The sequence below is a fragment of the Streptomyces actinomycinicus genome, from assembly GCF_016741775.1.
In the GTDB taxonomy this organism is placed as follows: Bacteria; Actinomycetota; Actinomycetes; order Streptomycetales; family Streptomycetaceae; genus Streptomyces; species Streptomyces actinomycinicus.
Window position 1 is genome coordinate 52,058 of the sequence record NZ_JAERRK010000007.1, and the last position, 20,914, is coordinate 72,971.

Annotated in this window: 20 protein-coding genes; 12 read left to right on the top strand and 8 right to left on the bottom strand. The window is 69.3% G+C overall.

Annotated elements, in window-relative coordinates:
- Nucleotides 1-31: 31 nt before the first annotated feature.
- The 4 genes from JK359_RS16160 to JK359_RS16175 all read left to right on the top strand — a co-directional run bounded on the left by JK359_RS16160 (nucleotide 32) and on the right by JK359_RS16175 (nucleotide 4,351).
- Nucleotides 32-814, top strand: a complete 783-nt coding sequence (locus tag JK359_RS16160) for an MEDS domain-containing protein (protein WP_201836149.1) — start codon at nucleotides 32-34, stop codon at nucleotides 812-814.
- On the top strand, nucleotides 811-1,761 hold the full coding sequence (locus JK359_RS16165) for an anti-sigma factor RsbA family regulatory protein (RefSeq protein ID WP_201836150.1): 951 nt from the start codon (nucleotides 811-813) through the stop codon (nucleotides 1,759-1,761). Before JK359_RS16160 ends, JK359_RS16165 begins: the two co-directional genes overlap by 4 nt.
- 264 nt (nucleotides 1,762-2,025) lie before the next feature.
- Nucleotides 2,026-2,403 carry an STAS domain-containing protein gene (locus tag JK359_RS16170; protein ID WP_201836151.1) on the top strand — a complete coding sequence of 126 codons (378 nt, stop codon included), beginning with the start codon at nucleotides 2,026-2,028 and terminating at the stop codon, nucleotides 2,401-2,403.
- Between the two features lie 202 nt (nucleotides 2,404-2,605).
- On the top strand, nucleotides 2,606-4,351 hold the full coding sequence (locus tag JK359_RS16175) for a SpoIIE family protein phosphatase (protein WP_201836152.1): 1,746 nt from the start codon (nucleotides 2,606-2,608) through the stop codon (nucleotides 4,349-4,351).
- A gap of 193 nt (nucleotides 4,352-4,544) precedes the next feature.
- Here JK359_RS16175 and JK359_RS16180 read toward each other — a convergent pair whose 3' ends face one another.
- The 3 genes from JK359_RS16180 to JK359_RS16190 all read right to left on the bottom strand — a co-directional run bounded on the left by JK359_RS16180 (nucleotide 4,545) and on the right by JK359_RS16190 (nucleotide 6,804).
- A complete protein-coding gene (locus tag JK359_RS16180; RefSeq protein ID WP_201836153.1) occupies nucleotides 4,545-5,114 on the bottom strand; it encodes a TetR/AcrR family transcriptional regulator in 570 nt (189 codons plus the stop codon).
- Nucleotides 5,115-5,186: 72 nt separating this feature from the next.
- Nucleotides 5,187-6,590 carry an amidase gene (locus JK359_RS16185; protein WP_201836154.1) on the bottom strand — a complete coding sequence of 468 codons (1,404 nt, stop codon included), beginning with the start codon at nucleotides 6,588-6,590 and terminating at the stop codon, nucleotides 5,187-5,189.
- Nucleotides 6,577-6,804, bottom strand: a complete 228-nt coding sequence (locus JK359_RS16190; protein ID WP_201836156.1) for a hypothetical protein — start codon at nucleotides 6,802-6,804, stop codon at nucleotides 6,577-6,579. The genes JK359_RS16185 and JK359_RS16190 overlap by 14 nt, the downstream gene beginning before the upstream one ends.
- Nucleotides 6,805-6,986: 182 nt before the next feature.
- Here JK359_RS16190 and JK359_RS16195 point away from each other — a divergent pair, with 182 nt between their 5' ends.
- Together JK359_RS16195 and JK359_RS16200 are read left to right on the top strand one after the other, a co-directional pair.
- On the top strand, nucleotides 6,987-7,895 hold the full coding sequence (locus tag JK359_RS16195) for an MBL fold metallo-hydrolase (protein WP_201836158.1): 909 nt from the start codon (nucleotides 6,987-6,989) through the stop codon (nucleotides 7,893-7,895).
- Nucleotides 7,896-8,597: 702 nt separating this feature from the next.
- Nucleotides 8,598-9,710, top strand: a complete 1,113-nt coding sequence (locus JK359_RS16200) for a hypothetical protein (RefSeq protein WP_201836159.1) — start codon at nucleotides 8,598-8,600, stop codon at nucleotides 9,708-9,710.
- A gap of 46 nt (nucleotides 9,711-9,756) precedes the next feature.
- On the opposite strand, the gene JK359_RS16205 is transcribed toward JK359_RS16200, so the two are convergent.
- On the bottom strand, nucleotides 9,757-10,089 hold the full coding sequence (locus JK359_RS16205; RefSeq protein ID WP_201836160.1) for a putative quinol monooxygenase: 333 nt from the start codon (nucleotides 10,087-10,089) through the stop codon (nucleotides 9,757-9,759).
- A gap of 96 nt (nucleotides 10,090-10,185) precedes the next feature.
- A complete protein-coding gene (locus JK359_RS40140; protein ID WP_307788123.1) occupies nucleotides 10,186-10,374 on the bottom strand; it encodes a hypothetical protein in 189 nt (62 codons plus the stop codon).
- 1,042 nt (nucleotides 10,375-11,416) lie between these two features.
- On the opposite strand from JK359_RS40140, the gene JK359_RS16215 reads away from it, so the two are divergent.
- A complete protein-coding gene (locus tag JK359_RS16215) occupies nucleotides 11,417-12,340 on the top strand; it encodes an NADP-dependent oxidoreductase (RefSeq protein WP_201836162.1) in 924 nt (307 codons plus the stop codon).
- A 214-nt stretch (nucleotides 12,341-12,554) separates the two neighbouring features.
- Here the strand turns inward: JK359_RS16215 and JK359_RS40385 are convergent, their stop codons facing one another.
- Nucleotides 12,555-12,887, bottom strand: coding sequence for a hypothetical protein (locus tag JK359_RS40385; protein WP_201836163.1), 333 nt, complete (start codon nucleotides 12,885-12,887; stop codon nucleotides 12,555-12,557).
- A gap of 366 nt (nucleotides 12,888-13,253) precedes the next feature.
- Here JK359_RS40385 and JK359_RS16225 point away from each other — a divergent pair, with 366 nt between their 5' ends.
- Nucleotides 13,254-14,021: a macro domain-containing protein gene (locus JK359_RS16225; RefSeq protein WP_307788124.1), complete on the top strand. Its 768-nt coding sequence runs from the start codon at nucleotides 13,254-13,256 to the stop codon at nucleotides 14,019-14,021.
- 28 nt (nucleotides 14,022-14,049) lie between these two features.
- Nucleotides 14,050-15,198 (top strand): toll/interleukin-1 receptor domain-containing protein, encoded by a 1,149-nt coding sequence (locus tag JK359_RS16230; protein ID WP_201836164.1) that lies wholly within the window; start codon nucleotides 14,050-14,052, stop codon nucleotides 15,196-15,198.
- A 102-nt stretch (nucleotides 15,199-15,300) separates the two neighbouring features.
- Here JK359_RS16230 and JK359_RS16235 read toward each other — a convergent pair whose 3' ends face one another.
- Nucleotides 15,301-16,044, bottom strand: a complete 744-nt coding sequence (locus JK359_RS16235) for a hypothetical protein (RefSeq protein WP_201836166.1) — start codon at nucleotides 16,042-16,044, stop codon at nucleotides 15,301-15,303.
- 228 nt (nucleotides 16,045-16,272) lie between these two features.
- Nucleotides 16,273-19,044 (bottom strand): helix-turn-helix transcriptional regulator, encoded by a 2,772-nt coding sequence (locus JK359_RS40145; RefSeq protein WP_201836168.1) that lies wholly within the window; start codon nucleotides 19,042-19,044, stop codon nucleotides 16,273-16,275.
- Between the two features lie 326 nt (nucleotides 19,045-19,370).
- Between JK359_RS40145 and JK359_RS16245 the strand changes: the two genes are divergently transcribed.
- From JK359_RS16245 to JK359_RS16255, 3 genes are all read left to right on the top strand, one after another.
- Complete coding sequence (locus tag JK359_RS16245; RefSeq protein ID WP_201836170.1) at nucleotides 19,371-20,051, top strand: Crp/Fnr family transcriptional regulator; 681 nt, start codon at nucleotides 19,371-19,373, stop codon at nucleotides 20,049-20,051.
- A gap of 81 nt (nucleotides 20,052-20,132) precedes the next feature.
- The gene (locus JK359_RS16250) at nucleotides 20,133-20,681 is read left to right on the top strand and encodes a hypothetical protein (protein ID WP_201836171.1); all 549 of its coding nucleotides are present in this window, start codon (nucleotides 20,133-20,135) and stop codon (nucleotides 20,679-20,681) included.
- A 62-nt stretch (nucleotides 20,682-20,743) separates the two neighbouring features.
- Complete coding sequence (locus tag JK359_RS16255; protein ID WP_201836172.1) at nucleotides 20,744-20,902, top strand: hypothetical protein; 159 nt, start codon at nucleotides 20,744-20,746, stop codon at nucleotides 20,900-20,902.
- The last annotated feature ends 12 nt before the right edge of the window (nucleotides 20,903-20,914 follow it).

Genomic DNA, 20,914 nt, shown 5'->3' on the forward strand with positions numbered 1-20,914 from the left:
AGTAAAGTGAGGGGGGAACGAGGGAGGAGTAGTGAGAGCGCCGCGCGTACTGCCAACCCTGGACGAGGTCGACATCGGCGACCATGTCTGCCATCTGCTGGATCGTGCCGACGACGTGATCGACCGCAGTCGGGCCTTCGTTGCGGACGGTGCTCTGCACGGTGACAAGGTGGTCATCGTCGGGTCGGCCCCGCAGGCGGAGAGCGAGTTCGCACCGCTTGTGCTCGACCCTGCACGGTTGAAGGGTTCTCTGCTCGCTGCGGTGCGCAGGGAGGCGGCCGCCGCCGACCGGGAGGGGTTTCGCTCTCTCCGTGTGCTGCACCATGTGATGCCCAGCACCCGTAGGGGACGCAACGGGGAGTGGCTGCGCAGTGAGCTCGATCTCGAGGAGTTCGCAGCCGACACCGGTGCCATGGTGGTGTGCGCATACAGCGGTGCCGACTGGGACCTCCCGGCCCTGCAGCAGATCAGTTGCGTGCATCCTCATCACGTGGGCAGCCGCTCGGTGTCACCGGCGTTCCGGGTGTACCGAGCCGAGGAGGAAGGCTGGACGGTGACCGGGACCGTCGACAGCGACGGCGCGGTGGCCTTCGGCACCATCTTGTGCGCACTGCTCGCTCACGCCCCGACGGTGCGCCTGCTCTGTCACACTCTGGAGTTCTTCGACGCCGCCGGGATGAGCGCCCTGGCCGATGCCGCCAGGCACCTTCCGGAGCGCAAGGTCGTCCTGGAAGGCGCCAACGAGACCGTACGCCTCGCCTGGAAGCTGTCAGGCTTCGCGATCCCCGACATTCCGGTGGTGATGGCGCCGTGACCGCCTCTTCGCCCACTCCCCTCGCAGGCGCGGGATACCGGCACGAGCTGTATCCGTACTCGGGCAGTGATGAATTCGTCACGGGCGCCTTGGATTTCATCCAGGAGGCGCTTGACGGTGACGAGGCCGTCGTCGTGGCCGTCCCGCAGGAAAAGGCGTCTCTGCTGCGTGCCGAGATCCGTGAGAACGACATCGTGCGCTATGTCGACACCAGCGGGGTGGCGCGTCATCCGGGTCGTCTCATCGCTGCCTGGCAGGAATGGATCAAGGAGCACGTTTCCGAAGGGCGGCCCGTCCGCGGGATCGGCGAATCCCCCTGGGACGAGGTCCGCAGTGCTGCCGAGGCGGATGAGCTGCGCTATCACGAGTGGCTGCTCAACATGGCGTTCGCCCAGGGCCCGGCGTGGTGGCTGCTGTGCCCGTACGACGTTGCACGCGACAAGAGTGCGTTGGCCGAGATGGCACGCTGTCACCCCGAGATCCGCAGAGACGGCCGGACGGTGCCGTGCGAGGACTACGACGCGCGGGCACCGTACGCGTTCGTTGCGCTCACCGACCCGTGTGACCCGTACGAGGAGTTCCTCTACACCAGCGGTGACCTGCCCGCCCTCCGCGAGAAGATCGCCGCATGCGCCCAACAGCACGGCCTGACCGGTCGGCGCCTGCGCGAACTGCACCTGGCTGCGACAGAGGTGGCCAGCAACAGCATCCGGCACGGCGGCGGGCAGGGCGTGCTGCGTACCTGGGGTGAGGACAGACGGCTTGTCTGCGAGTTCCGCGACGCCGGCTACCTACGGGATCCACTGGCCGGACGTACGATGCCGACCGCCAGGCAGGTGGGTGGACGCGGGCTGTGGCTCGTCCATCAGCTCTGTGATCTTGTGGAGATCCGGTCCACGCCGGACGAAGGAACCACGATCCGTCTCCACACCGAGCTGCCCGAGTGACCACCGTGGCGGCCCGGGCACACGACGGCGTCGTCGGGCCGCCGCGCGGTCGAGCCCTTCGTGACCGTGCGGAGTGCACCGGTTGCGCCGGCCGGCCACCGCGGGCACGGCGCCGTTCACCGGTCCGGCACACAGAAGCGAGCGTGGCCGGTGCCGCTGCGGGTACGCGCGGAGGTGTCGCCCGGGCAGGGCGGCGAGCGGAAGGGTACCGGTGCCTGCTGGACGGCACGGTCCGTGAACGATGGGAAGGGGAGTTCGTTCTGCATGCTGAAAGTGCTGGTAGGGCACGCAGACACGGCGATCGTGCGGCTGCCGACGCAGGTGGACTATGACAATGCCTCCGACGTCGGTGCCAGGTGCGAAGACCTGGTCAGGCAGGGCTGCAGCACCCTCGTCCTGGACGCCTCCGAAGTGCAGTACCTCGACTCCTCGGGCGTCAGCATGATCATCACGCTGTCGCGTGTGCTGGACGACCATGCCGGCACGCTGCGCCTCGCCGCACTCAGCGACCACTATCAGCAGGTGTGGCGTCTTCTCGGTCTCGACGCGTTGCTCCCCGTCTTCCCGGCAGTGAACGCTGCGCTCGACGGGAGTGCCACCAACGCAGGTGCCGGTGCCCGGGAATCGCTCGGCCGCACCTGACGGCACCAGCCGGTCGGCGTCAGGTGTACGCGCCGGGATCGGTGAAGCCGTGCTCCCGGTACGGGTAGTCCTGGTGAGCGGCGTGGGCTGATCACCACAGCCGCGGAACGCTGCGAGGGTTACGTGCCCGTGCGGGGCATACGGGAGAGCAGGCACACGTCAGCGGTGTCCGCGGCAACGCTCGAGCACAGGAGGCCCCGACATGGCAGGCGCGAAGGACACCGGTATCCAGCAGTCCCGGGCGGAGCCCCCTGCCCGGCTCACCGAGGCGTTGCAGGCCATCGGTGCCGGAGCCTACGTGGTCGACGAGCAGGGCCACATCATGGCCGTCAACGCCCGAGCCGAACACCTGCTCGGCAGCCGGGCGGAAGACGTCATCGGGCATGACGCCCACGAACTGCTGCACCGCGGCCCCCAGGGGCAGCCGCTGCCGGTCACCCGGTGCAGCATGCGGCAGGGGTTCCACGCCGGGCACCCTGCACAGGGCGACGAGGAGTACTTCGCCCGTGCCGACGGTTCGCTGCTCCCCGTCTCCTGGCTGATCGCCCCGTATGCCGTCGGCGACCGCGACACCTGCACGCTCGTGATCTTCTACCGGTGCGAGCCGGGCGACGCCGCCCGGCCGGGCCCGGAGCAGGCCGGCGAGCCGCTGAGCGACCTGGAAAGGCTGGCCCTGCTGGCCGAGACCACCACCCAGCTGACCTCCACCCTCGATGTCGAGGAGGCCCGGCGCCGGCTGGTGGCCCTGGTGCTGCCCCGACTGGCGGACTGGGTCGTCATCGACCTGATCACCGAGCGCGACGAGGTGTGGCGTGCGGACGTGGTCCACGCCGACACAGACCGTCTCGTACCCCATGACGATCTTCAGGGGCCTATGCCGCCGGTGCCGGAGGAATCGCAGATGCCCCTGTCCCGGGCCCTGCGCGGCGTCGCCTCGGCCGTGGCCGGCCCCGACACCTACCGGCGCGCTCCGGACTCCGGCATCGCCGTCGAGCAGCGTCGCCTGTTCGAGGCCACCGGCATCCACTCTGCGGCCATCGTCCCCATCCGCGGTACGCGGGAAGTCCTGGGAGCCCTCACCCTCGGCCGGGCCGAGAAGCCCGGCAGCTTCACCACGGGTGACCTTCCGCTGATCGAGGACATCGCACGCCGCGCCGGCGTCGCGTTGGACAATGCCCGCCTCTACCAGCGCCAGCGCAAGGTCGCCGAGACCATGCAGAACCATCTGCTGCCCCAGATGCCGAGCGTGCCCGGGCTGCAGATGACCGTCCGCTACCTGCCCGCCCCCGACGCCTCACAGGTCGGCGGCGACTGGTACGACGCCTTCACCCTCTCCGACGGCGCCACCGCTCTGGCCATCGGCGACGTGGTCGGCCACGACCTGGAGGCCGCCGCGGGCATGGCCCAGCTGCGCAACGTGCTCCGTGCCTATGCCTGGGCCCAGCAAGAACCCCCCAGCCGGATCGTGGAACGCCTCGACGAGGCGATCACGCCCATCACCGACGTCGCCATGGCCACCCTCATCCTCGCCCGCCTCGACCAGACGGACACCGGCCACTGGCGGCTGTCCTGGACCAACGCCGGCCACCCCCCGCCCCTCCTCATCACCCACGACGGGCTGGCCCGCTACCTCACCGACGGACACGGTCTTCTTCTCGGCACCGGCGTGCGCACCTCCCGCCCCGACGGCACCCTCCTGCTGCCACCGCGATCCACTCTCCTGCTGTACACCGACGGCCTCGTCGAAGCACCCGGCCACACCCTCGACGACGGCATGAACCTGCTGCGCCAGCACGCCGCCGCTCTCGCCCACCGCCCCCTGCCGTCCTTCACCGACCAGCTCCTGCGCCGCGTCCACCCACCGGGCCACGACGACGTCGCCCTCCTCGCCCTGCACACCCCCGCCCACCCGAGCACCGGCCCGACGCACCCGGGAAGCAACCGATGAGCGGCCCCGCCAAGCGTTGAGGAAGCCGAGGCGCGGCATCGCATGATCACCGGTTGCGAACTCGTCCGCGTCGCGTTCGAGGGAAGCGACCTTGCGATGCCGACGACGGTCCGGAGCGAACCGGACGCCAACTGGCGTACTGGGCGACAAGTTCAGCGATGGTGAACGCCTGGGCCCGCGGCGAAGGTGTGCTTTACTCCTCCCCCGGCGACCGCAGAAGCCCGGTCACGAGGCGGCGGGCGTAGGCGGTGTCCAGCCCGGCGGGGCGGAAGAGGATGCGGTACATCAGCGGGGCGACGACCCGGTCCATGACCGCCTCCACGCCCGGAGCGATCTCCCCCCGGGCGCTCGCGCGGGCCAGGACGACCGCGACCTGGTCGGCCGCGTACGCCGAGCACTGCCCGGCGTTGCCCCCGTCCGGATCGCCCAGCAGGGCGTCGCGAACGTAGGCGCGGCCCGCCGGGGAGGACATCTCCTCGAGGAACTGCTCGGTCCAGGCCGTCAGATCCGAGCGCAGGTCGCCGTGGTCCGCGGGCTCCGCATCGGGCCGCAGGCGGGCCACTGCCACGTCAGAGAGCAGTTCGTGCAAGTCGCCCCAGCGGCGGTAGATCGTCGAGGGGGTCACTCCCGCGCGCTGGGCCACCAGCGGCACGGTCAGCGCGTCCCGGCCCAGCTCGGCTTCGAGTTCGCGCACCGCGGCATGCACCGACTCCTGGACGCGGGCACTGCGCCCACCGGGGCGCACCATTGGTCGACGGCTCATGCCACCACCTTAAAGCACAATCCTTGCGTTAAGGGGTCCGTCATGCCGGGCGGTCCCGGGCCTCCTCCTCACTCAGGCCGTCGGCGCGAGCGCGGCCCGGACGGGTCGGGTCCGCTCATAGGCGTGGCCGACGCGGAGGAGGGTGTGCTCGCCCAGGGGGCGACCGAGGAGCTGCATGCCGATGGGCAGGCCCGCCGCGTCGTGTCCGACCGGGAGCGTCAGTGCGGGCACCCCGGTGATGTTGGCCGGCGCGGACAGGCGCACATAGGCGTCCGATACGGCCTCAAGGGTTCCGTCGGGCCAGGTGACCGACGCCTGGCCGGCTGCGACCGCGGTCATCGGCACCGTCGGGGCGGCGATCACGTCGACCCGCTCCAGAAGGCGGCCCCACTCCTCGCGCATCAGTGCCTGTGCGCGCCGGGCGCGCAGATAGTCCCCGGCGGGCAGCAGCTCGCCGGCCTCCAGCAGGGTCCGGACGTCCTCCTGGTACAGCTCGGGGGCGCTGCGCAGGGTGCCCTCGTGGTAGGCGGTGGCCTCCGGCACCATCAGCCCCCACTGGGTGGCCTGGACGTAACGGGTCATCGGGATGTCGACGCCGACGAGCTGTGCGCCTAGGTCCTTCAACCGGCCGATGGCGCGCCGCACCGCGGCCTCCACCTCGGGGTCGACGTGGTCGAAGTAGTAGTTGTGGGGCACGCCGACGCGCAGCCCCGCGAGTTCCGCGCCTTGGTCGCCCTGGTGGCACGGCGCGGGGGCGTCTCCGGTCAGGGCGGCCAGCACCGGCGCCGCGTCCGCGACCGTGCGGGTGATCGGGCCGACGTGGTCCAGGGACCAGGACAGGGACGTGACACCGTCACGCGGAACCAGGTCGTAGGTCGGCTTCAGGCCGACCACCCCGTTCAGCGCGGCCGGTACCCGGATCGATCCCCCGGTATCGGTGCCCAGGGCGAACGTCGCCGTGCCCGACGCGACGGCGACGGCGGACCCGCCGCTGGAGCCCCCGGCCACCTTGCCGCGGTCCCACGCGTTGCGGGTCTGCGGGGTGATCAGACCGTAGGCGAACTCGTGGGTGTGGGTCTTGCCGAGCAGGACCGCGCCGGCCCCCGCCAGCCGGGCTGCGACCGCGCTGTCGGCCGGCGCGCGGTGGCCGTCCCGGACCCGGGAGCTGGCCGATGTGGCCATTCCGGCCACATCGATCAGGTCCTTCAATGCCATCGGGATGCCGTGCAGCGGGCCGCGGATCCGGGCGGCCTCGGCGCCGGCCCGGGCCTCGGCCTCAGCGCTCGCCCGGACCTCGGCTTCGGCCTCGCGCGCCGCCCGGCGCGCCCGCTCGGCACAGACGGTGGCATACGCCCCCAGCTCCGGCTCGACCCGCTCGATACGGTCGAGTACGGAGTCCACCAGCTCGACCGGGGACAGCTCCCGCGCCCGGATCGCGGCGGCGGCCCCGGTCAGGGTCAGCTCAAAGGGCTCCATCGGCCATCCCCTTCCACTTCACGCGATCGGCGGGTGCGGCGGACGCCGTCGCGGTCGGGGTCTCCCCGAAGTCCAGTTCCCGCAGGACCGCGACGACCTTCTGGATGTGGTTGGCGACCGACGCGACCGCGGCGTGCCGCTCTGCCGGCAGCGACAGGCCGGCGCGGTGGGCCCAGCGGGCCGCCTCCGGCGGGGTGAGTTCAGTGACAGACAAGGATGTTCTCCCTGGTCGGGGCGGGGACGGTGGAGCGACCCCTATCCAAAAGCTAAAGATTTGTGTTAGGCAAACGTAGGCCCTACCGTGGCTTAAAGCAAATAGATTGCGTTTAGGCGGGGATGGAGCAGCCCCCAGCACCCGACCCCGTACCGCCAGAGAGCAAGGGAGCACCACGGACCATGCAAGCCTCTCCCGCCATCTCCACCCCAACCTGGAACGTCGGCGACATCTGCGTCCGTCGCATCGACGAAACCCCCCTGCCGCCCGCCACCGCGGCCTGGCTACTCCCCCAGGCCACCCCGGAGGTCGTCGCCGGCCAGCGCTGGCTGCACCCCCACTACGCCGACGACCAGGGCGTGCTGCGCCTGAACAGCCACAGCTTCGCCCTCCACATCGATGGCCTGCGCGTCCTGGTGGACACCGGCATCGGCAACGGCAAGCAGCGGGCCAACCCCGCCTGGCACAACCTGCACACCGACTACCTTCAGCGCCTGACCACCGCCGGCTTCCCCCCGGACTCCGTCGACCTGGTCATCCTCACCCACCTCCACGCGGACCACGTCGGCTGGAACACCCGCGAGGTCGACGGCGCATGGCTTCCCACCTTCCCCCGCGCCCGCTACCTCACCTCGCGCACCGAGCGGGAGTTCTGGGCCGGCCATCCCATGGACGAGGCGCGCAAGCAGATGTTCCGCGACTCGGTCCTGCCGGTCGAACAGGCCGGCCGACTCGACCTCCTCGACGTCCCGCCCGGCGGCGCGGCGATCACCCCGGGCCTGCGCCTGCTGGCCACCCCAGGCCACACGCCCGGCCACGTCGCCGTCGAACTCAGCAGCCACGGACGCACCGCACTGATCACTGGCGACAGCCTCCATCACCCCCTCCAAGTCGCCCACCCGCACATCGGCGCCTGCGTCGACACCGACCCACAACAAGCCGAAACCACCCGCCGCGACCTGCTCGACTCCCTCGCCGACACCGACACCCTCCTCCTCGGCACCCACTTCCCCCACCCCACCGCCGGCCACATCACCACCCACCGCAACGCCCACCACCTCCGCCCCGTATCCCCCACCGACCGCGCATGAGGACTTTCGGGCGGACACGGTTGGGTACTACGGGCTGCATGCGGTTCCCGCCACTGGACGCAGTCGCTCCATGTCCGCTCCCCGAAGTCGGTGAACGGGCACTGCACCCGGAAGATTTGGCCCACCTTGCACACCGCCTCGCAGACTCAACGGTCTACGGCAGGGCCGTTGCCCATCGTCCTGCGCAGAGCAGTTCCAGGTGGTGACGGTGCAACGCGTTCAGCAGCCGCGATGACCGACGCTGACCAGCATGCACTCGGGCGACTCGGTGCACATCAGGTAGTCCGGCGACACCCAGAGCACCGGAGGAACCCCCCATGAGTCCGCAGCCCGAGCAAAAGTGCGTCCCTGAAGGGTGTTTTCGCACTTGGTAGGGTCCTCGGTGCCTCAGCCCACCAGCCAGCCCAGCGGGGACACATGCTCGATCTGCTCAGCTCAGCCTGCCGCGCCGTCCACCGCCCGGATGCTGGTGCACTTCGCACAGGACGGTGGGCAGAATTTCGCCGTTCGACTGCCCGCCATGGAGAGGACGTTGCAGGCAGCGGACGCTCGAGCACGGTTGCTGCGGGGCTGCGGGCCGCCGCGGCCGTGCTGGGCCTGGCTTTGCTGGCGGCAGGCTGCGACAGCGCCCCGGACCCGTCGGACCGGCCGGCCAAACCGAAAGGTGAGGGGGGCGCCTGGCAGATCGACTACCGCAGCCCGGTGCCGGATTCCGGTCTCAACGGCCTGGTCACCGTCTCCGCCGACGAAGCGTGGGCCGTCGGACGCACCGGCAAGCCTCCCCGCCGGCGCGGCAGTCTGCTGCACTACGCCGCCGGCCGCTGGAACCCCGTGCCGCTGCCCGTCGAACTGCGTGACGACCCCGAACTGAAAGCCGCGGCGTCGGCCCCGCATGACGTATGGATCTACCATCGGGAGCCCACACCACTCCCGCCGGCCGCAGGGGAGGCGAGCCGGCCGTATCCGTCGCCCGCGGAAGCCTCCGGGCAACCGGACGGCTTGCCGCCCCGCCCCGCGATGCGCTGGGACGGCAAGCGCTGGCACCGGATACCCGCCCCGTTCCCGATCACCGCCCTGCGCGTGCTGTCCCCACGCAACGCCTGGGCTGTCGACCCCGAGGGTGCCCTGCGGCACTGGGACGGCCGCCGCTGGCAGCGAAACAGGCTCCCGGTCCAGGTCCGCGATGTCGACGCGTCGTCCCCGGACGACGTCTGGGCCGTGGGCATCCGCATGCCCCTCGCTCAGTTCGCGGCGATGCACTTCGACGGACACAGCTGGCAGCGGACGCGACTGCCCGAACACCGCTTCACCCATGACGGCACGCTTCCCGGGGAGACCAGCAGCCTCGGCTACGTCCGTGTCCTCGCCGCAGACGATGTCTGGGCGACCGGGGCGCACACCTGGGAGCCGGACGACGAGGCGCCGACCGACCCGCCCTTCGAGAAGTACCTCCTGCACTGGGACGGGCAGCGGTGGACGAGCGCCGCCTACCCGCCCAGAGCCGCGCACGACGCCCCGATACAGCCGATGGCACCCGACGGCTCCGGGGGTCTGGTGCTGGGCGCCTGGCTGCGTCGCACTCCCACCGGCCGGTACCTGGGCATCGACGCTCCGCCACGGGTCGAGGGCTGGACGAACACGGAGGTGAAGCCCTCGAAGCGCCGGTGGCTTTCGCTGTCGGACCTGGCGGAAGCGCCCGGTACGCACACGCTTTTCGGAGTCGGTGCCCTTACCGACGGGACCACTGACAGGACGAGCCGGGCGGTCATCGTCCGATACCAGCCCAGCGAACCCCCCGTGCACCGCGTTCACTGAGGTGGTCGTGCCAGTTCCGCCGGCCCGACGCCGCGCGGACGGTGACCTACTCCTGACCGGGGACGGCCATCTCCCCGAGGAGTGACCAGTCGTCCTGCGGAATGGTCGCGTTCACGATGCGCGGCGTCTCCAGCAGATGGGGCGGCAGCGTCTGCTGCGCGGCTTTGAAGTGAGCGGACTGCACATGTGCGGCCCCAGCCTCGTCGTCGCGGAAAGCCTCGACCAGGACGTACTCCGTCGGCTCCGCCACGCTGCGCGACCAGTCGAACCACAGGCAGCCGGGCTCGGCGCGCGTGGCCCGGGTGAAGTCCGCGGTGATCTCGGGCCAGCGGTCGGCGTGCTCGGGACGGACGCGGAACTTGGCGGTGATGAAGATCATGAAATTCCTCGCTGATGTCTGTGTGTCTGCATCGCACAGCATTACGCCGCAGAGGGCGTGCTGCCCGCGCCGGGGTGGGGCGAGCCACGCCGATGGCTAGCGTGCGGTGTGCCCGGAACGGAGTTCGTCGATGTCGACCGTGGTCAGGGCCACGTTCAGCGGCACGCCGGTGCCGGCTGCGGCGGCCAGCCGCTCGCGTACCTCGCGGGGCGTTCGAGGCCGCCAGCCCGGCCCGTCACAGCAGCCGGAGTGGAACGTGACGCCCGCGTTCAGCAGGGCGGTCAACGTCCGCCACCCAGCGGTATCGCTCCGCTTCGGCACAGCGAGGTCCTGGCCCGCGTCGATCAACCCGCCGCCGCAGCGCGGGCACCGGCTTGCCCGCACGCCGCGCTTCTTGAACGAAGAACGGCAGGGCAAGCACACGTAATGCCGGTTCGGGGTCCCTCCGCGAAAGCACATCGCACCAGTATGGCAAGACAGTTCTCACGCCCGGCAGGACACGCCTGCTTGCGCCGGGCGCAGCGGTTCCGGGCGGCCGCTGAGCGCGATCGCTCCCCGTACCGTCCCAGTGCCGGCAGCAGTGGACCGCGGGCATTCATCAGCTCGAAGAGGGCTGCGCTGACGCATTCCGTGCAAGGGCGAGCATGGCGCTGTCTGCGGCTCGGACGAGGCTGTGCCGAGTCTCTTGTCCGGCCGAGGCGGAGACGTTCCGCGCCGCCGAGGGCTTCGCTTCACGTGCATAGCCGAGGGCTTCGCTTCACGTGCATACAGGAATCGCTACGCGATGCGCGTCGGCGCTCGCAGATCCATCCTGGGGTGACCGGGTTCGAGCGGGTCATGGCCGGACCCGGGCGGCGCCGGGGCCGCACGGCCGGCACCGTGGAAAACGGATACACGGTCCACTCGAAGCACACGCACCGGAAAGCTCGGACACCATGACCGACACCATCGCAGGGGTGGAAACACCCGAGACCCCGGCTGTCGCAGAGGCCACGGCCTTTCTTCGGGAAAGGACGAACGCCCTGGTCTACCACCACTCCCCCGGAGACCACGTACGGGACCGTCAATGCAGACGTCCTGGAACACTTCGTGCCCGGATTCCGCCGCACGTCCATGGTGGAACGGGTCATGGAAGCGCCCTGGCCTCGGTGACATGGCAGCGGTCACGACCGGGTCGAAGCAAGCGCCGCCCTCCCAACGCATCCGGGTAGTGGAGCTGCCCGGAGCCCTGCTGACCCCATGTGGTCCGTCCGGCACTCGGCAGCGGGACGGCATCTCGACCGTTCACGTCCCGCAACTCCCGCCCCGAACCACGAAAGGAGCGCTCGTGCGAGCCATCACCGTCCGGGACCGCGAAGCCGGGGTCGCCGGTTTGACCCTGGAGAACCTGCCTCAGCCCCACGCCGCCGAGAACGACGTCATCGTGCTGGTGCACGCCGCCGGCTTCACCCGCGGGGAGCTCGACTGGCCCGCAACCTGGGCCGACCGCGCCGGCCGCGACCGCACGCCGAGCGTGCCCGGCCACGAGGTCTCGGGGGTGGTGACGGAACTCGGATACGGAACGACAGGGCTCAGCATCGGCCAGCGGGTCTTCGGACCGACCGACTGGGCCCGCAACGGCTCGCTCGCCGAGTACGTCGCCGTGGAAGCCCGTAACCTTGCCCCACTCCCCGCCGACGTCGACCACACGGTGGCCGCAGCACTGCCGATCTCCGGCCTGACCGCATGGCAGGGCCTGTTCGACCACGCACGTCTCACCACCGGGCAGACGGTCCTGATCCACGGCGCCGCCGGCGGCGTCGGCTCGGTCGCCGTCCAGCTCGCCCGCGAAGCGGGGGCCCGCGTGGTCGGCGCGGGTCGCTCCGCCGACCGGGACACGGTCCTCGATCTGGGCGCGCACGCGTTCCTCGACCTGGAGACCGACCCGGTGGAGGACGCCGGGCAGGCCGACGTCGTGTTCGACGTGATCGGCGGTGACATCCTCGACCGCTCGGCCGCGCTCGTGCGCCCCGGCGGCACGCTCGTCACCATCGCCCACCCGCCCACCGTGCGCCCAGACGACGGACGGGCTCTCTTCTTCGTCGTGGAACCCGACCGCGCACGCCTCGCCCACCTCGCCCAGCGGCTGAGGGACGGCGGGCTCCGCCTGAGGGTCGGCGAAGTTCGGCCGCTGGACGAAGCGGCCGCCGCGTTCGCCCCACGACAGCGGGTCCCCGGCCGCACGATCATCCGCGTCACGGACGCCGGGTGAGCCGTCGTTGCCTGCCGACAGCACCGGCCGTGGTGAAAGGAAAGGCCGCGAGCAGGCCTGGTGAAGGGAAGTTCCCGGACCGGCCTCGTGAAGGGGAGGCTCCGGACCGGCCTGGTGAAGGGAAGGCCCCCAGGAGCACGACGCTTCGGGGCACCGGCGGGCGGGCGGGGCGGTCGGCGCGGGCGCCGCGCCTGTCAGGGGGCGGCTCGGAGCCTTAGAGTAACGCCCAGCTCCCTGCGTCGCCCGCCGCAGCGGCCAGGCGTGCGGCCGCTTCGGCACCGCACGCGTCACCGGCGCGTTCCCGCAGCCAGATCAGCGCCGTGCAGATCGACGCGTCACCGGCTGCAGCGGCGAGGCGGGCCAGGCGTGCGGCGTCGGCGTGGTCATCGGCTCGCTCCTCTCGGCCGGCACCGAGCAGGCGCCCGTGGCACTGCGCATCGCCGCCCGCACCCGCGAACTCGTCGATCAGGGCACCCCCGTCGAAGCCGCCTGCCGCATCCTCGTACTCGAAGAGCAGCTCGAAGAAGCCCAGCGCATCAACGAGCAACTGCGCTCCCGAAGCCGCGAGTCCCAGCCGAAGACCGCGCCTTGGCGACGGACACCGGACGCGAGCCGAGCACCGACCGTCGACCGGCAGGGCCACCCTCAGCGGTCCTCCATCCACCGACGGGAAACAGGTCCGACAAACGGAGGGTCGTGCTGTCCCTCTTGGTCCGGTTGAGGGTGGTGCCCCATGGGTAACTCCCTCACGGGCAAGGGGGGTGCTGGTGATTCGAGGGTTCTCGGTACCTGAATCCGATTCGGCCACGCGATGATCGGAGCCACTGGAGCAGCACGACTCCGATGGGGACGCCGTAGTCTGCAGATTCTCCTCACGCACTCGCTGGCGGCGTTCGGTCTTCTGTCGGGTCTGGTGCAACTGGTGGTCCAGCTGTTCTCGCTGACCTTCTCAGAGCCTCTGCTCGTGATCGCGTTCACCGTGACCCTCAGTGTCGCATGGGGACTGACACAGGCACTTCCCCCGGCGTCGGCAGCACGTTCGTTCGGCCACCCCGGAATGCGGGTGCAGGTCATCGTGGGCGACCTTTTCGAACAGCGTGGACACATCGTCGTCGGTTTCACCGACACGTTCGACACCTGCGTCGCGGACGATCTCGTGATCAGCCGTTCCAGTGTGCAGGCACAGTTACTGCAGCACTGGTACGCGGGGAGCCAAGAGGATCTGGACGACGCGCTCACCGCGGCACTGGAACGAAGTGAAGTGGAAGCGGTCGAGTCGCGTGCGGACAAACCGCATGGGAAACTCGAGCGCTACCCCGTCGGAACGGTGGCGGTGCTGTCCCGGAACGGACGCAAAGCGTTCGGTCTGGCGTACAGCCGTCTGGGGAACAGCCTGGTCGCCGAGTCCAGCGCCGAGAAGATCTGGGTGAGTCTTTGCCGGCTTTGGGAGGCGGTCTACGAGCACGGACATCGCGAACCACTCGCCCTGCCGATCATCGGCGGGGCGTTGGCACGTGTCGACACGCTGAGTCAGGAGAACTTGCTGAAGATGATCCTGCTCTCCTTCGCAGCGGCCTCGCGGGCCCGCGTGGTGACCCGTGAACTCACCGTGGTCATACATCCGACGGCTCTTCACGACATCAACGTCCTGGAGATCCGGCATTTCCTGATGACCCTGTAGTAGACCGGTTTTCAGAAAGGGAGCGGCTGTGACGGAGGCCAAGGCGTTCTTGAGCTGGTCCACTCGCGATCCACGCATCGAACCGTTGGCTCAGCTCTTCCGGCAGTGGCTCGGGTCCCTGTTCGAAGGACGCGTGGATTCTTTCTTCTCTCGTGAGATCCAGCCTGGCGAGCACACCGTTCCACGGATCTACCAGGCGCTGAACGAAGCCGACTTCGGTTTCATCTTCCTGTCGCAGAGGACGGCCCGGAGCCCGTGGGTGATCTATGAGAGCGGGTGTCTCAACCCGTCGCTCCGGGCAGGTAGGGTCTTCCCGCTGCTGTTCGACCTCTCACCGGGCGAACTTCGTTCCCTGTGTCCTCCCTTGGCGGATTTCCAAGCCGTGTCGTTGCGCGATGTGCAGGACGTCCGACGTCTGACCGAGAGGATCTGTCAGCTCCTCGGCCTCGACGACACGCAGGTGATCCAGTTACGCGAGAGGTTCCACCGAACCTTCCCTCAGCTGGAGCGGGCGATCACTGAAACGGTGGACAGCAGGCGACTGCTTCCCGATCGTTTCACCGGAACCCTGACCTACAACGACAACATCGCCGGATCGCGGAACTTCCAGATGCCCGGAGTCTTCGGGCAGTACCAGCGCGAACTCTTCCTCGTCGGCAACAACCTCAATCTTCTGCTCAATCTGCACAACAACGAGGACATGTTCGGTGCGCTGCTGGACTCGCTCGTGGAGGATCCGTCGAAGAGGGTTCGTATCCTGATGGCCGATCTGTGGGACGACAAGATCCTTTACACATTCAACAAGGTGATCTTCGGCAGTGCCCTGTCCGAGTTCTCGGGGCTGAACGATGTGCTCACCAACCCGGAGTCGCACCTGTACCTCGACCGGTTCATCGCCGCCCGGGCGGGAGACAAGATCCACGAACGGTTGCAGAGGCAGCTCAGGATAAAAAAGATCGGTCTACTGGTTGACACCTTCTGGTTTGTCGACCCGGACAACACCTCACTCTCCGGCGACCTGCTGTTCGCCCTCATGACGGCGGTCACGGGCCGGGAGCGTCCAGTCTTCTACGTCAATCAGGCGGAGAATCCGGGCCTCTACTCAAAGTACTTCGACATGTGCCAGGCCGCTTTCGACTTGAGCGCGGACGTCCTGTGGCCCGTGGCAGGGCAGTAACCACCCTGACGCCGGGGCCAGCGACCAGCCGCCCCCTCGACTGGCCGGATTCCGGAGCCGACGCCGTGGTCCCATCACCGCGCGACCACCTCGGACCCCGCTTCAACCAGAAGCCGACTCGCCGCGGGCGGGTGGCTCAGGGGCGGAGCCGTTCCCGGTCCAGAGCCAAGCGGCGGCGCGGTAGTCCCTGTTCACGGCGATCACTTTGGTGAAGTCGTCGGCGTCGATGTCCGTGTATCCCGGGCGGAAGACATTCTCGTGGAGCCAGTCGGACACCGCGACCACGAGGTCGGCCTGCGCGTCGGCCTTGGCGGCCGCCCGCAGCTGATCGCAGTCGACCAAGCGGCTCAGTCGCACCAGCAGGGGCCCGGCAAAGCCGAGCGCGGCACGGCTCACGGGACCGATGTCCCACGCCATGCGCAGGCGCAACCGGTCACTGTGTACGCGGTTGTTCTGCGAGAGCAGCCGGGCGGCCCCTGTCATCAGCCGCGGAAGGGCGTCGACGCACTCCGTCTCGGGAGGCAGCACGACGTTCATGCCGTCGCCACCGGGCTGGATGTCCGTTCGGCCGAGATCGGCTCGGACCGCTTGCAGCAGGTGGCGCACGAGCCCGGCCAGCCGCCATTGCACCTGGCCCTGACGCGCGACGGGCCTGGCGCTGTAGCCCGTGACGTCCACACAGAACGCGAGCCTGATCCGGTGGTCGCCGGGGATGGCGGTAGGTGCCGGCTTCTCTCCCTCGGGCGCCTCCGGCAGGAGCGTCCCGTGCAGGGGCGTGGTGCGGGTTCCTTGCATTGCCGCATCGATGAGCACTTCCGGCCCTCCCGGGGAGAAGCGCACCGCCATGGCGGGCGCATAGTGTCCGACGTTCCGGTTAGACCCCGACGCCAGGCGACCGGCATGGGGCCGTCAGGGGCGTGTCCGCGCTGTCGTCACTGCCGGGTCTTCATCTGCACGTTAGGCATGCGGACCACACGGCGCCCCGGGAACTGGCCCGGGGATGACCCTGGGTGGCCCGTCACCCATCCGGCGCAGCAGGGAGCCCAGGGATGGACTGCCGCCGTGCCGTACCGGCTATTGAGGGTTGAGTATCGTCACGAGTCCCATGCGTGAGTTGATGCCGAGCTTCATGTAGGTGTTGCACAGGTGGTACTCGACCGTTTTGACGCTGAGCATCAGCTCCCTGGCGATCTGACGGTTGGTCAGTCCTTGGGCGGCCAGCCGCGCGACGGTGAGTTCTTGAGCGGTCAACACCGGATGGCGTGCGGAATGTGCAGCGGTGGTGGTGCGACCGCAGGCTCCCAGTTCCGTACGGCACCGTTCCAGGTACGGCACGGCCTGCAACCCGTCGAAGAGCTGCCACGCGGTTTCGAGTTCCGCAACGGCTTCGCGGCGTCTGCCGGTGCGTCGCAGGAATGTGCCGTAGGACAGGTGCAACAGGTTCTGCTCCCAGCAGGGTTCGCCGCTTTCGCAGTGGTCAAGCCCTTCCCGGAAAGCATGCTCTGCTTCATCCGGGCGTCCCCTGCTTGCTTCGAGCAGACCCCTGCACCGGGCCGCCGCCGCGAGGTCGAGCCATCGGTGCCGCTGGGCGGCGCGGACTTCGTAGTCAGCGAGCAGTCGCTCGGCCTCTTCGAGGCGGCTGGTTCGCACGAGGCTCTCCACCAGCAGAGCCCGCCAGGGGATGATCCCGATCTCGTCCAGTCCGTCGCGGTGGACGACCTCAGACCCCGTCAACGGACGCAGGAGCGTGACCACGCCTTCGTGTTGCCCTTGAGCGATCCGCACCAGGGCGTGTGCGGAGTGCGCGAGCGCGAGGTCATTGACGTCCGAGAGCACCCGGGCGTGTTCGACGGCCGCGTTGGCGTGTTCCTCGGCGGCACGGAACTCGCCTCGGCCGGCCAGCGGGAAGGCCGTGAAGGCGTGGACGACGGCCAGGATCGACACTTGGTCGGTGTCTTCGGCCAAGGAAACGGCCTGGGAGCCGTGGGCGATCGCATCGTCCCAGCGTCCGCTGCGGTATTCGGCGTCGGTGAGGAATCCGAGTGCCACCAAAGCCGCATAGGGCAGTCCGCCGTGCCGATGTGAGTCGAAGGCGTGCTTCAAGTCGCCGCGTGCTGCGCCTAGATCACCGTTCCACAGTCGCAGCATGCCCCGGGCGAGGAGGCCTTCCAGTTCGTGCCGTCCACGGGGCCTGCCCGAATCGGGCAAGTGACTGACGGAGCGCATGCTTTCTTCGTGTTCACCGGTGATGGCGAGTCCGATCGCCAGGGAGTCGCGGAGGAAGGAGGACCGGTTGCCGGGCGGCAGGGCGAGCCCTCGCCGTGCCCACTGGACGATGCCATGCCCGTCACCTTCGATCAGGGACAGCCATGCCATCTGCTCGGCGGCGCAGCGCACCGTCTCGGGTGCTGTTGCGGGATCGCAGCTGCTCCAGCAGGCGCTGAGCTCTTGGCGGGCGTCGTCCAGACGACCTGTCGTCAGGGCGAGGTGGCCGAGGACGTAATGCCGCTCGGTGCCCGGTGGCATCGCGCGCACAGTCGGTTCCATCGCGGCAGCCTGGCTGATGTCCCCGGCCAGCAGAAGATATTCGGCTGCCTTCAGCGTCCGTCGGTTGCGCTCGGCTTCCTGCGGTGACAAGCGGGCAGATGTCAAAGCGGCGGAGGCGGCGGCGGACCATGCTCCTTCGCGGGAGCGCTCGGCCGCGTAGAGGGCGAGTTCCCGCGACAGGTCCGGCTCCGGGCCGACCGCCGCCCACACGCGGTGCTGCAGGACCATCGGAGGCTCGGTGACGACGCTCGCCGCCGTGTGGTGGAGGTGGGAGCGCAGCGCGGGTTCCATTCCCTGGTACACCGCTGCTCTCACCAGCGGATGCGGGAAGACCACGTGGGGAGCACCATCCGGTGAGCTTTCATCCAGCAAGTCGTGCCGCATCGCCTCGGACAGTGCTTCGAGGGCGTCGGGAACGTCGCCCACTCGCGCCGCCGTCAGCAGGGGACTTGAGGTGCCGAGCACACTGGCCGCGTTCACCAGGCGGCGCGTGGGCACCGAGCACCGGTCGAGGCGTGTGGCGATGATCCGTGCGTATTCCCGGGGCGCCGGCAGGTGTGCGTGGTTCGTGCCCAGGACGTCGGCTGTGCACTGCTGGAGCAGGGCCTTGGTGTGCAGAGGGTTTCCGTGAGTATGTCCGTGCAGTCGGGTGAGGGCCCGGCGCGGCAGTGCAGTCGAGCCCACCGCGGAGCTGAGAGCGGCGACGTCCGCGACGGAGAGGCCCTTCAGTGCCAGTGCGAGCGTGGAGTCGTCGTACATGATGCGGAGCAGTCCCTGGGGCAGCCGCGAGTCAGCGGCGTCGCGGGTCACCAGCACGGCGAGGACCCGGTCCACCCGCAGGCGCCGCAGCGCGAAGGTGATCGCGTGGAGGGAGGGCGTGTCGGCCCAGTGGAGGTCGTCCACCACGATGATCAGCGGCGAAGGGCCCTGGGACCTACCGATCACGTCCAGCAGGACCACCCCTGCTTCGACGGGATCGGGCAGGACCGGTCCGGGCCACGGGAAACGCCCGGGCCGGGGCAGTGTGCCCGGCTCTTCGCACGGATGCGTCAGCAGTTGTGCCACGACACCGTAGGGCAGTTGCATCTCGAACTCGTCGCCGCTCGCCCAGAGAACGCGATGCTCAGAGCCCTCGTCGGCGAGAAAGCGCCGTACCAGCGAAGTCTTCCCCATTCCAGCCGGCCCGTCGACGACCGTGATCTGCGGTTCGCTGTGCCTTGCCCGGACGAGCCTGGCACGCATCTTCGACAGCTCTTGTGTACGGCCGAAGAACGGCGCATCCGACACCCTGCCCGGCACACGTTCTCCTCACCACTGGTCTCACCGACTGCTGGTCACGGCGCAAGCACGCCCCCGTCCTGGCACGCGTGTCCCCCTCCATCGGTATACCGCTTCGGAGCCGGCGCGGAAGGAGGATCGCGCGCAGTCCGGCATCGGGTCGGGCATCGACGGGTGCGGCTGGGGTCGGTGGTGTGTGGTGTGTTCCGGTCCCGCCATGGGGTGACGTGCCGGGGCATCGCGTCGTATCGTCAAGTCAGGTTGTTTTCATAGGCTTTGCGGGGAGGGGGCCCGGACTGTCCAGTTCGAGCGCGTACGGGCACCGCCGGACATGGCCGCCGAACAGCTTGCTGGCCCTGCTTCCAGCACAGGCAAGGGACGCGTTCCTGTCGCTGGGCCGTGAGCACACCTACGCGGCCGGTCAGATCCTGTTGTCCGAGGGTTCCACGAACACACGCGTCCTGCTGCTCGTCGACGCTTCCGTCAAGGTGAGCGCCACCACGCCCGACGGCCAGGAGACCCTGCTGGCCGTCAGGCACAGCGGCGATCTGATCGGCGAGTTGTCGGGACTCGACGGGCAGCCCTGTATCGCCACGGTGACCGCCGTCGGTTCCGCAGCCGTCTCCGTCATTCCGCGGCACGAGTTCCTTGCATTCCTGCACCAGCACCCCTCGGTCGCCGTGGCCGTGAGCCGCCACATCGCCGAAAGGCTGCGAGCGGCCACGCGGCGGCGGGTAGACCTCGCGGGGGTGCCGGTCCTGGTACGGCTCTGCCGCGTCCTTGCCGAGTGGTGCGAGCAGGCCGGCGGGGCGGTTGTCCGGGTTCCCTTGACACAGCACGAACTCGCCGCGTTGGTAGGCGCGTCGGAGGTGAGCGTCAGCCGTGCCCTGCGCCCGCTGGTGCGTGCGGGTGCCGTCAGCACGGGATACCGGTGCGTGCAGGTGTGTGAACCCGCCCAGGTCCGGAAGATCGCAGAAGGAGGCGACGTGCCACCTCCTCCGGGTGGGGCCGGCAATCCCGTCTTCTGACGGAGACCGAACGCACCCTTCACCGGCACCCTCGTCTCAGCGGCGATTCACGGTGCGAGCGCCGCCAGGACGGGAGGCGCCATGGGCGCGCAAGACTTCGGGCCGCTGGGCGGCTCCTTCGAATTCATTCACCAGAATCTCGACGGCTTCAAGATCAAGCAACAGGTCGATGAGCGTGGCATCGAGGGGTACATCAACCACTGCGCCCGCCTGGCAGCCGCCACGGGAGCGGCTACTGGAGCAGGCGGCGGTCTGACGCTGGCTCTGGGGATTCCGGCGGACATGGCCAACACCGTGACACAGCAGTTCAAGGTCACGCTGGCGGTGATCTATCACCGCACGGGCCGGTACGCGATCGGCTTCCGAGAGTTCATGAAGATCGTCGGTTTGTCTCTCGGGGTCGAGGTCGGCGCCAAGGGGCTGGAGTACCTGGTGCTGAAGGCGGCACAGGAGATCCTCAAACGGCTCGGCGCCGGCGTGGCGGGCCGCATGGTCCCCCTGTTCGGTGCAGCCATCGGAGCGGGCCTCAACTACGCCTTCATCAGGGGCATCGGTGCGACCCTGCTGGCCTTCGCCGACGACATCTTCGACGAGCCGACGGAGGGGAGTGCCGAGCACCAGGCGGCGTGACCCCGCACGCCGACGCGAAGACAGCTGCACTGCTTCCCAACGAGAAGGAAAGGAAGACGCACATGAGTGACGACCGACCGCAGGAGACTGCCGTCAGCAACGAACCCGGTCGGCTGAGCCTCTACGACGAACTCGCCGAGGTCGTCGACTTCGCCGACGCTCCGGAACGGACCACCACGATGGCCGTCGAAACGACGGACGGCGACCCGTTCTGTCTCTGACGACTCAGGGCG

Coding starts and splice junctions, on each gene's coding strand:
- JK359_RS16235 (WP_201836166.1), bottom strand. CDS start 16,044: ATGGCGGTGCGCTTCTCCCCGGGAGGGCCGGAAGTGCTCATCGATGCG.
- JK359_RS16185 (WP_201836154.1), bottom strand. CDS start 6,590: ATGGAGCCCTTTGAGCTGACCCTGACCGGGGCCGCCGCCGCGATCCGG.
- JK359_RS16175 (WP_201836152.1), top strand. CDS start 2,606: ATGGCAGGCGCGAAGGACACCGGTATCCAGCAGTCCCGGGCGGAGCCC.
- JK359_RS16255 (WP_201836172.1), top strand. CDS start 20,744: ATGAGTGACGACCGACCGCAGGAGACTGCCGTCAGCAACGAACCCGGT.
- JK359_RS16180 (WP_201836153.1), bottom strand. CDS start 5,114: ATGAGCCGTCGACCAATGGTGCGCCCCGGTGGGCGCAGTGCCCGCGTC.
- JK359_RS16250 (WP_201836171.1), top strand. CDS start 20,133: ATGGGCGCGCAAGACTTCGGGCCGCTGGGCGGCTCCTTCGAATTCATT.
- JK359_RS16170 (WP_201836151.1), top strand. CDS start 2,026: ATGCTGAAAGTGCTGGTAGGGCACGCAGACACGGCGATCGTGCGGCTG.
- JK359_RS16195 (WP_201836158.1), top strand. CDS start 6,987: ATGCAAGCCTCTCCCGCCATCTCCACCCCAACCTGGAACGTCGGCGAC.
- JK359_RS16205 (WP_201836160.1), bottom strand. CDS start 10,089: ATGATCTTCATCACCGCCAAGTTCCGCGTCCGTCCCGAGCACGCCGAC.